The 15,154-nt window shown below is 65.6% G+C and carries 12 protein-coding genes; 4 read left to right on the plus strand and 8 right to left on the minus strand.

The genetic code is table 11. The features are described from left to right. Positions 1-273: 273 nt before the first annotated feature. The 3 genes from BM125_RS04490 (at position 274) to BM125_RS04500 (ending at position 3,169) form a co-directional block, all read left to right on the plus strand. Complete coding sequence (locus BM125_RS04490) at positions 274-1,971, plus strand: proline--tRNA ligase (RefSeq protein WP_092405586.1); 1,698 nt, start codon at positions 274-276, stop codon at positions 1,969-1,971. A 51-nt stretch (positions 1,972-2,022) separates the two neighbouring features. Continuing rightward, entirely contained in the window at positions 2,023-2,796 is a 774-nt protein-coding gene (locus BM125_RS04495) for a TVP38/TMEM64 family protein (RefSeq protein ID WP_175497910.1), read from the plus strand. A 157-nt stretch (positions 2,797-2,953) separates the two neighbouring features. Next, complete coding sequence (locus BM125_RS04500; RefSeq protein WP_092405334.1) at positions 2,954-3,169, plus strand: DUF4287 domain-containing protein; 216 nt, start codon at positions 2,954-2,956, stop codon at positions 3,167-3,169. Between the two features lie 108 nt (positions 3,170-3,277). Here the strand turns inward: BM125_RS04500 and BM125_RS04505 are convergent, their stop codons facing one another. From BM125_RS04505 to BM125_RS04515, 3 genes are all read right to left on the minus strand, one after another. Beyond that, positions 3,278-4,756: a dihydrolipoyl dehydrogenase gene (locus BM125_RS04505; protein ID WP_092405336.1), complete on the minus strand. Its 1,479-nt coding sequence runs from the start codon at positions 4,754-4,756 to the stop codon at positions 3,278-3,280. Positions 4,757-4,876: 120 nt separating this feature from the next. Beyond that, on the minus strand, positions 4,877-7,705 hold the full coding sequence (locus BM125_RS04510) for a serine/threonine-protein kinase (protein ID WP_092405338.1): 2,829 nt from the start codon (positions 7,703-7,705) through the stop codon (positions 4,877-4,879). Further along, positions 7,702-8,277: an ECF-type sigma factor gene (locus tag BM125_RS04515; protein ID WP_092405340.1), complete on the minus strand. Its 576-nt coding sequence runs from the start codon at positions 8,275-8,277 to the stop codon at positions 7,702-7,704. Before BM125_RS04515 ends, BM125_RS04510 begins: the two co-directional genes overlap by 4 nt. Positions 8,278-8,607: 330 nt before the next feature. On the opposite strand from BM125_RS04515, the gene ppa reads away from it, so the two are divergent. Then, complete coding sequence (gene ppa / locus BM125_RS04520; protein WP_092405342.1) at positions 8,608-9,144, plus strand: inorganic diphosphatase; 537 nt, start codon at positions 8,608-8,610, stop codon at positions 9,142-9,144. A 50-nt stretch (positions 9,145-9,194) separates the two neighbouring features. Here the strand turns inward: ppa and BM125_RS04525 are convergent, their stop codons facing one another. From BM125_RS04525 to BM125_RS04545, 5 genes are all read right to left on the minus strand, one after another. After that, a complete protein-coding gene (locus tag BM125_RS04525) occupies positions 9,195-9,470 on the minus strand; it encodes a GNAT family N-acetyltransferase (protein WP_092405344.1) in 276 nt (91 codons plus the stop codon). Positions 9,471-9,608: 138 nt separating this feature from the next. After that, positions 9,609-10,253 carry a serine/threonine protein kinase gene (locus BM125_RS04530; RefSeq protein ID WP_139224851.1) on the minus strand — a complete coding sequence of 215 codons (645 nt, stop codon included), beginning with the start codon at positions 10,251-10,253 and terminating at the stop codon, positions 9,609-9,611. A 30-nt stretch (positions 10,254-10,283) separates the two neighbouring features. Next, positions 10,284-10,799 carry an RNA polymerase sigma factor gene (locus BM125_RS04535; protein ID WP_092405588.1) on the minus strand — a complete coding sequence of 172 codons (516 nt, stop codon included), beginning with the start codon at positions 10,797-10,799 and terminating at the stop codon, positions 10,284-10,286. 305 nt (positions 10,800-11,104) lie between these two features. Further along, complete coding sequence (locus tag BM125_RS04540) at positions 11,105-12,121, minus strand: DUF2333 family protein (RefSeq protein ID WP_092405348.1); 1,017 nt, start codon at positions 12,119-12,121, stop codon at positions 11,105-11,107. A gap of 242 nt (positions 12,122-12,363) precedes the next feature. Next, positions 12,364-15,078 (minus strand): TonB-dependent receptor, encoded by a 2,715-nt coding sequence (locus BM125_RS04545; protein WP_175497911.1) that lies wholly within the window; start codon positions 15,076-15,078, stop codon positions 12,364-12,366. Positions 15,079-15,154 lie beyond the last annotated feature (76 nt).

The raw sequence follows: 15,154 nt of genomic DNA on the forward strand, positions 1-15,154 counted from the left end.
ATCGGCAATCGGCCGCCCCTTCACGTCGATTATTCGAGCGTGAACGGTGGCCTGGCCGAGCGCTTTCGCGGCGAACTCGGCGCCATCCGTGAGGCCTCAGGGATGGCTCCCCGGAGCAGGCCACGATGCAGCCGGAACCGGATATTCGTGGGTCCGCTCGGCGCGGGATCGTCCAGGTGTGCTCACGCTGGTAGCGCGGGACGGGGTCGGCGTAGCGGTGAAACGCCGTGCGCTTCTGTAGAATCGCCGGTCCACCCGGACCGAACCGAAGCCATGCGCCTGTCCCGATTCCACCTCGCCACCGTCAAGGAAGTCCCCGCCGACGCCGAAATCATCAGCCACAAGCTGATGCTGCGCGCCGGCATGATTCGCAAGCTCGCCGCCGGCATCTACACCTGGTCGCCGCTCGGCCTGCGCGTGCTGCGTCGGGTCGAGACGATCGTGCGCGAGGAGATGAACCGGGCCGGGGCGGTCGAACTGCTGATGCCCTCGATCCAGCCGCAGGAGCTGTGGGAGGAAACCGGCCGCTGGCAGAAATTCGGCGGCCAGCTGCTCAAGATCAAGGACCGCAAGGAAGCCGGCTACTGCTATGGGCCGACCCACGAGGAAGTGGTCACCGACTTCGCCCGCCACGAGCTGAAGTCCTACAAGCAGCTGCCGATCAACTTCTACCAGATCCAGACCAAGTTCCGCGATGAGATCCGGCCGCGCTTCGGCATCATGCGCGCGCGCGAATTCCTCATGAAGGACGCCTACTCCTTCCATGTCGATGCGGAAAGCCTGGCGGCCGAATACCGCAACATGTACGACACCTACACCCGCATCTTCACGCGCCTCGGCCTGCGCTTCCGCGCCGTCGACGCCGACACCGGCGCCATCGGCGGCAGCGCCTCGCACGAGTTCCACGTGCTGGCCGATTCGGGCGAGGACGCGATCGCCTTCTCGAACGGATCGGACTTTGCGGCCAATGTCGAGAAGGCCGAGGCGCTGGCGCCCGCGGGCGATCGTCCGGCGCCCGCTGCGGCGATGCAGAGCGTCGACACGCCAACGCAGAAATCGATCGACGAAGTGTCGGCGTTTCTGGGCGTCGCGCCGGCACAGTGCATCAAGACCATCATCGTGCGCGGCAACGAGGGCCTGGTCGCCCTGTGCCTGCGCGGCGACCACGAGATCAACGAGGTCAAGGCCGCGCGCCTGGACGAGCTGCCCGGCGAATCGGTGCTCGCCGACGAGGCCGAGCTGGTCCGCGCCATCGGCTGCAAGCCGGGCTTCATCGGCCCGGTCGGCCTGCCCGATTCGATCCCGGTGATCGTCGACCGCGCCGCTGCCGCGCTCGCCGATTTCGTCTGCGGTGCGAACGCCGAAGGCAAGCACCTGCGCAATGCCAACTGGGAACGCGACGCGCGCGTCACGCGCGTCGCCGACCTGCGCAAGGTGGTCGAGGGCGACCCCTCGCCGGACGGCCAGGGCAGCCTGTCGATCGCCCGCGGCATCGAGGTCGGCCACGTCTTCCAGCTCGGCAGCAAGTACGCCGAAGCGCTCGGCGCGACCGTGCTCGACGACCAGGGCAAGGCACGCGTCATGTCGATGGGCTGCTACGGCATCGGCGTCAGCCGCATCGTCGCCGCCGCGATCGAGCAGAACAACGACGAGGCCGGCATCCTCTGGCCCGAGGCGATGGCGCCCTGGCAGGTCGTGATCTGCCCGATCAACATGGCCCAGAGCGCGGCCGTGCGCGAGGAAGCCGAACGCCTCTACGAGCAACTCGGCGCGCGCGGCATCGAGGTCGCCCTCGACGACCGCGGCCTGCGTCCGGGCCCGATGTTCGCCGACGCCGAGCTGATCGGCATTCCGCACCGGATCGTCATCGGCGATCGCGGGCTGGCCGCAGGCACCTATGAATACCGGCGGCGTGGCGAGGCGGAGAACCGTTCGCTCTCGCGCGATGAACTGCTCGCCCTGTTCGATTGAGCCCGGGTGCCACGGCGTACCGTGGCGCCCCACCTCCGCAAGGGGACTCGCGTGAATCCCGGTGACCAGGGACCGCCACCCCCGGGCCCACACGCACGCCGTCTGCTCAGGCGCGAGCTGCGCTCGATCCTCGCGCCGGCACTCGTGGTCGTCCTCGTCATCATCGTGCTGGCCGTGGTCGGGCATGAGGCCGAACTGCATCTGCAGGCGATCGAGGACGGGATCGCCGCGCTCGGGCCCTGGGGTCGGCTGGCCTTCGTCGGCGTGCTCGTGCTTGGCACCTCGGCCTTGCTCCCCGAATCGGTGTTCGGCCTCGCCGCGGGGGCCCTGTTCGGGCTGGCATGGGGATTCGGCCTGACCCTGCTCGGCAACATCCTCGCCGCCGCGCTGCAGTACGGCCTGGCGGGCTGGCTGCTGCATGATCCTATCCAGGACGCCCTGCAAAGGCGCCCGCTGCTGCGCGCCCTGCAGGGCGCCGTCGTCCGCGAAGGCATGCGCTTGCAGGTCCTGCTACGCCTGACACCGCTGAATCCGGCCCTGATCAGCTACCTGCTCGGCGCTGCCGGTGTCCGCTTCGGCGGCTTCGTGCTGGCCAGCCTCGTGCTTGGCCTGCATTCGATCATCGAGGTCTGGCTCGGGCATGCCGGCAAGCAACTGGTGGCCAGAGGCCTGTCCGGGACTGCGGACCCCTGGCAGCACAACCTGCCGATGCTGGCCGGTGCCATCATTGGCATGGTGGCCATCGTCCTCGTGTCGAAGGCGGCACACCGCGCGGTGCTGCGATCGCTCGGCGAAGCACGCGAAAGCACCAGCGACGGGCGCTGAGCGGCCGGCAGTTTCTCGCCCTTGGTTCGGGTCGCTGAGATCGCGCCATCCCTGACGCGTGTCGATCCCGTTCGGTCTCGTTCGTCGGATAGGCAGGGCAGATCAGGCGGGCCGAGTTGGCTCTCTGCCTGCCTCATCCCCACGGCGAGAGACATTCATGACTACTGACACAAAGGTTCAAGGGCCGGCTTCGTATTTTCCATCCATCGAGAAGAACTACGGGAGACCCGTGGCGCACTGGTTCGAGGTGCTCGATTCCGTGAAAGACAGGAAGCACATGGAGCAGGTGGCTCTCCTCAAGTCCGAGCACAAGATTGGCCACGGCCACGCAAATGCACTTGTCGCTTATTACAGAGCAAGGCAAGGGGCCTGAGAAGCGCACTCAAGCCGGGGCTGCATCTCGGCTACTCGGTTTGACGTGGGTGTTGGACGACGAGAGCCGGTTGCCGTGGCGCATCCGCCGTTGCGCCAACCGGCCGATTCAGCCACCCGGCCCGCAGTCGATGCAGCGCAGCGGCGGTTTCGGTCCCATGCCGAGGGCGCGATTGAGTTCACGCAGGCCGGTGCGCAGGCCTTCCTCGATGACCGGATGGTAGAACGGCAGTTCGAGGATGTCGGTGACGGTCATGCGCATCTGGATGACCCAGGCGAGCAGATGGGCCAGGTGCTCGTGCTCCGGTCCGATCATTTCCGCACCTAGGAGCAGGCCGGTCCCGGCTTCGCCGTACAGACGCATCAGGCCCTGGTTGACCATCATCACGCGCGAACGGCCCTGGTCCTCGAACGAAACCTGGCCGATCGCGAAGTCCACGCCCTCGGCGACCAGCTGCGCGTGCCGCTTGCCGACAAAGGCGATCTGCGGATCGCTGAAGACGACGCCCATCGGCGTGCGCCGCACGTGCTTGAAGACTCCTGGATAGCGCGCCGCGTTGTGGCCGGCCAGATGGCCCTCGTCGGCGGCTTCGTGCAACACGGGTCGATCGGCGGCGGAATCGCCGGCGACGAAGATGTGGCTGGCGCCGCATTGCATGGTCAGCGGACCGAACAGCGGAATGCCGCGTGCATCGAGGACCAGGCCGGTTTTCTCGAGACCGAGGCGGTCGAGATTCGAGGTGCGCCCGGTCGCCGCCAGCAGCCAGTCGTAGCGCTCGCTGCGGGCATTGCCGTCGTCGTCGACGAAGTCGATGACAACGGCATCGCCGTCGCGGTGAACACGAACCTCGCGGGCATCAAGGCTGGCCGGCAATTCGGCGGTGATCGTGCGTGCGGCATAGGCACGCACCTCGGGATCGGAAATGGAGGCGAGGCCTCCACCGCGACCGAACAGGCGCACGCGCACGCCGAGCCGATGCAGGGCCTGACCGAGTTCGAGGCCGATCACGCCGGCGCCGAAGACCGCAACGGACCTGGGCAGGTCCTGCCATTCGAAGACATCGTCGTTGACGATCAGGCGGTCGCCGGCCGCATGCAGCATGGCCGGGATAAAAGGTCGCGATCCCGTGGCGAGAACGATCCGGTCGGCACGCAGACGCTGGATTCCGTCGGCCGCCGCCTCCGTTACATCGGCGTCGGTGGCCCGGTCGAGGCGCAGGCTGTGCGCGTCCTCGAAGCGCGCGTGGGCGCGGATGATGTGACTGGGGTCGAATCCCTGCATCGACTCGATGACAAAGCCGACGAAGCGATCACGCTCGCTCCTGACCCGGCGCATCAGGGCCACGCCATCGACGCGGCCGACCTCCGCGGCAATGCCGAACGCCGGCAGTCGTTCGAGCCGGTGACGGGCCTCGGCCGGAGCGATCAGCAGTTTCGACGGCATGCAGCCGACACGTGCGCAGGTCGTACCGAACGGACCGCTCTCGATCAGGGCAATGCTGTCGGTATAGCGGCGCACTTCGCGGTAGGCCGACAATCCGGCCGTGCCGGCGCCGATGATCGCCACATCCACGTTGCTGGGGTTCACGACTCGGGCACCTCGAGATCTGGCCTGGCCCAAGCATAGCGCCTCGATTCGACCTGAGGCGCCGAAACGATTCTGTTGGCCGATGCACGTTGCGGCCAACGGGTCCTGTTGTCAGCCGGCTCAACCCTCGCTGGGCGACGCCGCGGACGTGGCGACACCGACGCGCGCACCGAGCCGATCGAACAGCACGGAAGTGGGCGATCCCGGCACAAATTTCGAGCGCACGCTGGACTGGCTGGCCTGGAGGTTTTCCGCTGCCGGCCCCTGCTTGCCCTGGCGCAACTGGAGGTCGGCCAGCTCGACACGGATCTCCACGACCGGATTGGACTCGGGCCCGAAACCGGTTTCGGCCAGTTGCAAGGCCCGCCGCATGCTGACTTCGGCGGCGGCAAGATCGCCGCGGTCGCGTTCGACGAGGGCGCGCTCGCGGGCCACGCTGGAGGCGCGCAAGTGACCCGGTCCGAATACCGCGGTGACATTGGCTTCGGCCTGGCGAACGAAATCCTCGGCCGCCTCGAGACGGCCGCCGAGCCGATTCCATTCGGCCAGATGGATCAGGCGGCGCAGGCGCGCGATGCGCCGGTCGTCCGAACCGTCGTCGACGATTTCCGGCTCGAGCAGCGGCAACGCCTCGGCCTGCTTGCCGGCCAGCATCAGGACGCGGCCGAGGCTCTGCCGGTAGATGTCCGGGCGCGCGCTGGCCGGGTCGTGTTCGGCCAGCGCCAGGCGCAGGGCCTCGCGCAGATTCGGCTCGGCCGCTGCGTAGTCGCCGATCTGGTCCTGCATCGAGCCGAGGTTGTTCAGCGCAATCATGTACGACGGCGTGTCGGTTTCGCCACGCTGCTCCATCGCGAGCAGGTTCTGGCGCAACAACTCGGTGGTCTCGAGCGGCTTGCCTTGGACGCGCAGCACGGTGGCGAGCTGGTTGCGCAGGGTGATCAGCCAGTCGCTCGAGGCATCCAGCGTCTTCAGGCGCTCGGCTATGACGTCGCGCAACAGGCTCTCGGCGCGATCGCGCTCTCCCTGGTCGACCAGGATGGCGGCCAGGTAGGTCTCGGCCAGCAGCACGGCATTGCCCGAGCTGCCCTCGGCGACAAGGCGACGGATGTTGCGCTCTGCGATCTGTTGCGCGATGGCCAGATCACCGTTGCGCCAGTGCGCTTCGCTGAGCGCGTTGTTGGCTTCGCCAAGGCGTTCGCCTCCGCCGCCATCGGCTTTGGTGGCCCAGCGCGCCGATTCCTCGGCGTCGGCAATGGCCGCGGCGATCTGACCGGTGCGGGCCTGGGCCAGGGAAAGCGACGTCAGCACTTCAGATCGCAGTCCGGGGTCGCCTTCCGCTTCGGCCTCGAGCAGGCCACGCGCTTCGCGCAGGGCTGCAATGGCCGCGCCGTGCCGCTCGGAGGCATTCAGCACGGTGCCGAGCCCAGCCAGGTAGCGCGCCAGCTGCGCCGGCTCGCTCAGGTCGCGCTCGGTCGCCACGGCTTCCTCGATCACCGCGATCGCCTGCTCGCCCTTGCCGAGCTTCGAATAGATTTCGCCGAGCGCGAACAGCAAGCGCGCGCGCGGCTGCGGCTGCTCGGCAAGCTTGCGACGCGCTTCGCGAACACCCGTATCGACAAGCTCGATCGGTGAGATCATGCGCTTGCCGATCTTGTCGGGAGAGGCAGCATCGAACAGCGAGACGAGATATTCGACGACGCTGCCGGCGGTTGCCGACTCGACATGCGCCCGCGCCTCGGCCCGACGCGCGCGCTCGTTTTCGATGGCGAGGCGGGCGAACATGACGACCGCCATGACCAGCATGGCGGCCACTGCGGCCAGCGCCCAGCGATGGCGGCGCGCGAACTTTCCGATGCGATAGACCGCGCTGTCGGGGGCGGCCTGGATCGGTCGTCCGCGCAGGTAGCGCTCGATGTCGTTGGCCAGGGCCTCGGCCGAGGCATAGCGTCGATCGGGTTCGGGATGACTGGCCTTGGCCACGATGATGTCGAGTTCGCGGTCGCTGCCGACCGCGCCTTCCGACTTCCCGGTGCTGGGCATTGGCAGCCGCCCATCGGCGTCCGTGCGCGGCACCGCGTCGGTCAGCAACTGATACAGCAGCGTACCCAGGGCATAGATGTCGGTGGCCGTACTGATGGTGCGGCCGGTACGTTGCTCCGGGCTGGCATAGGCCGGTGTGAACCAGGGCACGCCGGTCTGTGTCTGCTGGCCCGAGGCCTCGCTGTCGAGCAGCTTGGCGATGCCGAAATCGAGCAGCACCGGCGTGCCGTCGCTGCGCACGAGCACGTTGGCCGGCTTGAGGTCGCGATGGATGACCAGGCGCTGGTGGGCGTAGTGCACGGCCCGGCAGACCTGCTGCAGCAGTTGCAGACGCTTGCGCAATGGCAATGCGTGCGCACTGCAGTACTCGCTGATGGTCGGCGCCCGTGCCGGAGTGTCGCCGGCCGGTCCGTCCGGCGCCGGGCCCTCGATGAACTCCATGACCAGATAGGGCTGGCCGGCGTCGCTGGTGCCGCCATCGAGCAGCGGGGCAATATTCGGATGGCTGAGGTTGGCCAGGATCTGCCGCTCGCGGCGCAGGCGCTGGGTTGCTTCGCTGGTCGGAATGCCGCGAATCAGCTTGATCGCGACCTTGCGATCGTATTCGGCGTCGACACGCTCGGCCAGGAACACCGTGCCCATGCCGCCGCTGCCGATTTCGCGGATCAGGACATACGGACCCAGACGCATGCCGCTCGCCGGTTGCGGCACGACCGCATCGGCCACTTCGCGCAGACGCTGGGTCAGCACCGGTTCGGCGGCGTCGTGGTTGGCGGCCAGGGCCAGCGCTTCGGCCCGCAGCGCCGGGTCGGATTCATGGGCGGCAAGCCAGGCCTCGCGCTCGGCCGGCGCTTGCTCGAGCAGCGCTTCGAAGAGCTCCTGCAATCGCTTCCAGCGCGCCGGATTCATGCTTCGAGGCGCTCCTTGAGCCAGGCTTTCGAAAAACGAAGCTCGCGATCGACGGTGGGTACGGAGACGCCGATCGCCTCGGCGATTTCCTCGCGCTTGAGCCCGAGCAGGTAGTGGAACTCGATGATCTCGTGCTTGCGCGGATCGAGCTCGCGCAGTTCGAGCAGGGCATCGTGCAGGGCGCTGGCCTCGCCGCTGTCGGAAACGACATGACCGGCCCCGGAAAGCGTCACGTGGAGCAGGCCGCCGCCGCGCTTGGCGCTGCCCGCGGCGCGGGCCGAGTCGATCAGGATGTTGCGCAGGGCGGCGCTGACGACACCGAAGAAATGCCGGCGGTCGCGCCAGTCGACGTTGGCTTCGAGCAGGCGGATGAACATCTCATGGGCCAGCTCGGTGGCCTGCATCGGACCGCCGGCGCCGTTCGCGCGCAGATGCTTGCCGGCCATGGCGCGGATCTGCGCATAGACCAGTTCGGTCAGGTTTTCCGCGGCCTTGGCGTCGCCGCGACTCCAGCCCTGGAGCATCCGGGTGACATCGCGGCGTGTGGTTTCGGGGCTGTTCTCGTCGTTCATGCATGACCCGCCTTGACTGCAACGGCACGCGCCCGACAGCGGCCAGCCGACAGACCGGGTCCAGCGCGATGGCTGCGGCGCTCCGACGGCGCAGCCACGTTGGCGCGCAGCGCAGGATCATACGACTTTTTCCCGAAGCCTCCCGCCTGGCGGCGCCGCCCCGGCGGGGTTGCGCGGCGCCCCCGACGCTGCGGGTTCCTGAACGTCCGCTGCCCGGCCGATGCACGGCTAGGCACTCGATGCTGCACCGCACCACCCGGTGCCGTATGATGACGGCCCCGTTTTCGCGGCCGCGGTTTTTCGCGTGCTCTTTTTCCTCCAGGAGTCACCATGGCTTTGCAGCTCGTTTCCACCGGCAAGGACGTGCCGAACGAAATCAACGTGATCATCGAGATTCCTAAGGACGCCGAACCGGTCAAGTACGAGGTCGACAAGGCCACCGGCGCGATCTTCGTCGACCGCGTGCTGTCGACGCCGATGCGCTATCCGTGCAACTACGGCTACATACCGCAGACCCTGGGCGGCGACGGCGACCCGCTCGACGTACTCGTGATCCTGCCGCTGCCCCTGGTTCCCGGATCGGCGATCCGCTGCCGCCCGGTCGGCGTGCTGCGCATGACCGACGAGGCCGGCGCCGATGAAAAGCTGGTCGCCGTGCCGGTGCCGAAGGTGTTCGAGGGCTACTCACACATCAACGACATCGAGCAGGTCTCGCGCCACTGGCTCGACCGCATCGGCCACTTCTTCGAGCACTACAAGGATCTCGAAAAGGGCAAGTGGGTCAAGCTCGAAGGCTGGGGCAATGCCGACGACGCCAAGTCCGAGATCCTTGCCGGCGTCGAGCGCCACCGCAAGAGCGCATCCTGAACATCGAAAGGCGCCCGCGCTGAGCCCGGCGCGTTCCGGCCTGCCGCGCCTCAGGCCAGCAGGTCGGCGTATTCCGGGTGCTTCCTGAAGAACGCTTCGGCGTAGGAACAGGCCGGAACCACTTTCCAGCCGGCCTTGCGCGCCGTCGCCAGGGCGAACCGGGTCAACTCCCCGGCGATGCCGCGGCCACCGAGGCTGGCCGGCACGCCGGTGTGGGCGATCGTCATGGTGTTGCCTGACAGGCGGTATTCGAGGACGCAGTCCTGTCCCTCGACCACCGCGACAAAGCGCTGCGCGGATGACTCATGGGTGATTTTCAGGCTCATTGGTCGTTTCCTTCGGGCGCACAGCGCGGAGCCCCGAGAGTTTCTGAGCCGTCGCAAGGAGTCAAGGGCCCGGTGGGCGGACGGCGGCATCCGCCGGCTGCGGCAGTCGGTTTGCCGCCCCAAGGCGCCAGCTATCGATTACTCGCTCTCGAAGCGCCGGATTTCCTCGAGCGCCGCCTGCGCGCGGACCAGGCTGCCGCCGGCCATGGCCTCGTGCATGGCCCGCACGAGTCGCGGGCGACCACTGCGCAATGCCCAGCGATGGAACATCCAGGTCGCCACCAGGCCGGCGAGCCCGACCGGCACCCAGACCGCGAGCAGCAGTGGGACACGAACGTAGAAGTCGCCTCCCGACAGCCAGGCGAAAAACACGACGGCGAACGGAATCCAGAACAGCCACCAGGACAATCCGACGATCATGCCGGCGCCGATGTAGAACGACCGGAGCCAGGCCAGGCGCCTCTGGATCGCCAGTACCGGCTCCGAATAGTCGAGCCGGCCGAGCATGCCGAGGGTGATGCCGGCCAGCGCTATCGCGAGCACCCCGTAGACATGCACGATGATGCCGCTGACCAGCAGGTGGGTTGGTGGATCGACCCTGTTCCATGCCGAAACGCCGAGCAGGATCATCGCTAGCCCGAGTGCGATTTGACTGACCTGGCCCCAGAACAGCGGGCGCAATTCGCTGCGCGCCTTGTCCGATCGCGAGTCACGGAAAAGCCGCAGGTTCAGCGCATGCTGCTGTTCAAGGCGTCGATCGAGTGTCTGCCAGGCGGCTTTCATGTCGTCAAATTCCATCGTTGCCATTTCTGATTACCCGTTGAATGAAGTGTCGTTGCGGATGCGTTGTTTGAGGCGCGATATGCGCGTGGCGACGTTGGTTTCGCTCAAGCCGAGGATCTCGGCGATTTCGCGATACGCGCGCTCTTCCAGTACAAGCAGGAACAGGGCACGATTGAGAGGTTCAAGCCGTTCCATGAACGCCTCGAGCGCACGCACGCGCTCATCGGGCCCGGCGATAATGCCGACAAGGGCTCCTTCGTGCGCGGATTCGTCGAGAGGCAGGGTGTGCAGGGCGCGATGCCCGGTTCTGCGCAGATGTGAAATCGCGACGTTCAACGCGATCCGATACATCCACGTCGAAAATGGGCGCGATCCGTCGTAAGCGGGAAAGGCCCGCCACAACTGCGCGCTGATTTCCTGAGCCAGATCAGCGCGATCTTCGGCCAGGTTCGCATAGCTGTTGGCGACCTTGAAGACGATCTTGCGATGCCGCTCAAGCAGCTCCCCAAAGCGTTCGCGTTGCGATCCAACTGCCGTGAATGCCATCGTTCGCGTCATCCCCTTGCCTGTCTGATTGTGGCCGTGTGCCTGCGTGATTCGCAGTGGAGCAGGAAAAATCACAGGGAGTCGGATAGCCGATGTTTTCCGCCAGTTTCGGGCCGCAAGCGGTTGACCCGGCCGGCCGATCCGAACGGGACCGCGGATGCTCTCCTGCCTGGAATGCGCACCACGTTTCTGTGCAGGAGCCCCCTTCAGGGGCGAAGCTTCTGTCCGGAATGGCGAAGGGCATCGCCCCTGGAGGGAGCTCCTACAAGGGCAGCGCAGGTTTGCCTGTTGCCCTTTGCGCTCGCTCAGCCGCGCCTGAGCAGCTCGCGCAATTCGATCAGCGCCGCGTTCGCGCGCGAGATGTAGTTGGCCAGGACCAGCGAATGGTTGCCGAAGAAGCCGAACGGCGAGCCGTTCAGCACGATCGGGCTGCCGAGCGGCTTCTGCGCCTCCTCGATCTCGCGCACCACCTGATCGAGGCTGACCATCGCGTTCTTGTCGCGCAGCACCGGGCCGAAATCGACGCGGATCGCCTCGAGCTGCTCGCGCAGGGCCCAGGTGTAACCACGGGCCTCGTAGAAGTTGTCGTCGATTTTCGTCCAGGGTGTCTTCACCACGCGCGAGCTCGCCGTCGGCTTGGACTGCTGCGCATTCGGATCGTTGGCCAGGTCGGTGTCGATGCGCATCTGGCCGACACTGGCCGAGAGCCGTTGCGAAAGAGAGCCGAGCCGGGTCGACACGACCGAGAGGAAGTCGACCAGGTTGTCGGCACGTGCGTAGAACTGGGCATCGTCGGTGTCGTTGTCGGCGAGGCGCGTGGCGTAGCTGTCGATACGTTCGATCGCCTTGCGGTACTGGCTCTCCGAACTCGGCAGCAGCCAGCGGTCGTTTGGGGAACTGATCAGCGGTTCGGCCTCTTGCAGATCCTTGTCCTCGACGGACTGGGTCTGAGAACGGCTGAACTCGTTGCGCAACGCGCGGGTCAGGTCACGCGAGGCCGTGACCACGCCGAATTCCCAGTTCGGGATATTGTCCATGAGCAGGCCGGGCGGCAGCTTGTCATTGCTCAGGTAACCGCCGCGCTTGTCGAGCATGACCTGGATCGTGTCGATCAGCGCACTGGTCGTCGCCGAGCCGACCACGACCGGCTGCTGTCTGGCCGTCGCCCGCGCCTGGGTCGCCTTGATCGGATCGAAATGATCGGGCTCGGTATCCCACCACCACATCATTGCCAGCACGAACAGCGCATAGGCAAGAATCAGCACCAGCGCGCCACGAAAAATCCATGACGGGCGTGGGCCAGCTCGGTCCGGGGTATCCATGGGACTCTCCTGCGTTGACGGCTTCGATCCGGTTGCTGCCGCTGCCCGCGCTGACGCTCGCGGCCACCCGGATCGGTAGCGTTCATCATCGCATGAACCGCCTGAATCGCCGATATGGGCAGCCGCCCGGTTGCGGTGCAGCCCGCCATTCCTGTTGACTCCGCAACACCGGGCCAAATGTCACGCAAAAAAAAGACCCTGCCGCCATTGAGGGCCGGCAGGGTGTCGTGGAGAGGCGGAAATCAGAACTTGTAGGTCACGCCGAGCAGGTACTGGCGGCCGTATTTTTCGGTGCGCTGGGTCAACAGGCTGTCCGGGAAGATCTCGCGGTACGGCTCGTTGGTCAGGTTGTTGATCTGGAACAGGATGGTCATTCCATGCAACGCCGAATCGTCGCTGAAGGTGTAACCGGTCTGGAAATCGAGTACCGAATCGCCGTCGATCAGGCGGGGCGCACGGTCCGCACCGAAACCCTGCACCTCGCCGAGGAAGTTCGACCGCGAGCGCTGGCTGATACGAGCCTGGAATCCGTAGTTCTCGTAGTACAACGAAACGTTGCGGACGACCCTGGACAGACCCGGCACCGAAATGTTCGGACCGTCTTCAATCAGCTTGATGGCACTGCGCGTATTGGAATAATTCGCTACAAGGCCGAAACCTTCGAGCCTGGGCGAGAACATGTCGAATGGAATGGACAGCGCGAACTCGATGCCGCTGATCATGCCGCCATTGCCGTTGACAGGGCGCGTGTAGTAACCGACCGGCAAGACTTCACCGTCGTAGCCATCGGGAACGGGCAAGCTCGAGGCGTCGAATGTGCCCTGTTCCGGCTTAACGTAGGTCTTGAGATCCTTGTAGAAGTAGGCCGCACTGAAGTAGCCACGCTTGCCGAAATAGTGCTCCCACGAAAGATCCAGTGCGTTGGCGATCCACGGCTTCAGCTCCGGGTTGCCGCCGTCACGAGTCCACAAACCCGCATTCTGTCCGTCCAGGGTCAGACTGGTGTTGTTGTTGGCACGGAGCTGGTCGAGGCGGGGGCGAGCGGCCTGGCGACCGAGGCTGAATCGCAAGGTATTGTCCGCGGGCAACTCGAACGCCAGGTTCAGGCTGGGCAGGTAGTCGGTGTAGGTGTCTCCGCCTGAGAATGGCACCGCATTGGCGGCATCACCTTGCAGGACCTCGAATCCGTCCGAGGTCTGGTCGACCGAAACCGCCTGCACGCCGATGTTGCCGCGTACCGGAATGGAACCCAGATCGGTGCTCAGGTTGAACTGCACATAGCCCGTGGTCACCTTCTCGTTGATCTTCCACTGCTTGTTGACGATGTCGGCGTTGATGTTGTCGCGGAAGTTGTAGAACTGCGCGAGCACCGGATTGATCTGATAGCTGAGGCTGCCAGGAACGCCGGCAAAGCCGAGGTCGACCGGCGCAATCAGGAAGTTCCCCGGCACCGTCGTCTCGTCGTTGATCAAGTCAAGGAAGGCTTCCGGAACGCTGCGCTGTTTCTCGCGATCCGAGTAGTTGACGCCGAACTCCATGCTCGAGAACGCGCCACCGCTGAAGGCACGCTCCGCGCTGGCCCGGAACGAGGTCAACTGGTCCTTGATCTGCGGCGTCTTGATGTACCCGTCCTGGCCCCAGCCTCCCGGATCGGTCAACACGATGACGTTCGGGTCCGTGTAGTCGAGGCCATAGTCAAACGTGGGAAAGCCGGTCCGATCCCACTGGAAGTCAACGGTATCCGTCACTCCGGCGCGTGTACCGGCGTACATTTCAAGAATGCTCTCGTCTCGGTCGGCCTTTGAATGGCTTACGTCGATCTCAGCTGTCCAGTCGTAAGACAGCGTGAACTTGTTGTTCCAGCCGATCGCAAAGAGCTTGTCATTGCCTTCGTTCAGATCGTTGCGCAGGACCGGTCGGACATTGGTGAATGTTCCGGATGTGATCACGCCATTCTGGGCGTTTGCGTTTTGCAGAGAAGCGCCTGACCAGCCGAGCGGCGTTTCCATGAAGCGTGTCGTCTCGGCCTTGTCAAATTTCGAGTAGTAGACATCGAGCATTGTCGAGTAGCGATCGCTGGCGTTGAACTCGAGCACACCCATCAGGCCCTGGCGCACATTGCTGGTGGACGTTCCCTGCACCTTGGCACCGCCGAGAACATAATTGCCGTTGGCGCCGCCCACATCAGACGGGTAGCCCCAGGATTCCCAGCGCTGAGCCTGGCCAGGCGAATCGAGACGGGCATAGCCGAGCGCGATGCCGAGCTTGTCGTCCATGAACTGGTCGACGTAGAAGGCGCTGACGCGGCTGCCGATGTCGTCGGAATCGCTGTTGACCTTGCCGAGCGAGTTCTTTTCGCCGCGTGCGTTGAGCGAAACCACACGCTCCTGGAAGCTCAGCGGGCGGATCGTACGCAGGTCGATCGTGCCGGAAAGACCCTGGCCGACCAGCGAGGCATCCGGGGTCTTGTAGACGACCACCTGGTTGATCAGCTCGGAGGGGAACTGGTCGAACTCGACCGTGCGGTTGTCGCCGACGCTGACCTGCTCGCGTCCATTCATCAGCGTCGTGCCGAAGTCACCGGACAGGCCGCGGATGCTGACCGTCGAAGCGCGCCCTGCAACACGTTGCGCCGCGAGTCCGGTCAATCGCGCCAGCGAGTCGGCGATCGACACATCGGGCAGCTTGCCGAGATCCTCGGCCGAAATCACTTCGACGATCTTGTCGGAATCGCGCTTGACCTCGATCGCGCTTTCGATGCCGGCGCGGATGCCGGAGACCTTCACGGTTTCCAGCGTGTTGGATTTTTCTTCTTCTGCCTTGCTGGCCGCCGCGTCGACATCGGCAGCGGACGAATCCGGCGTGTCGCTGGCGTCCTGGGCCCGGGCCGGGACCGACATGGCCATGATCGCCGAGACCAGGGCGACGCTCAGCATGTTGCGCTTCAGATACACCATTTCCAACCCCCAAGAACTGCGAACCCCGAATACTGTCAGGCGGGGTGGAACCACCCTCCGCCTGGTCGATTGCGCT

This window comes from Dokdonella immobilis (genome assembly GCF_900115085.1).
Lineage (GTDB): Bacteria > Pseudomonadota > Gammaproteobacteria > Xanthomonadales > Rhodanobacteraceae > Dokdonella > Dokdonella immobilis.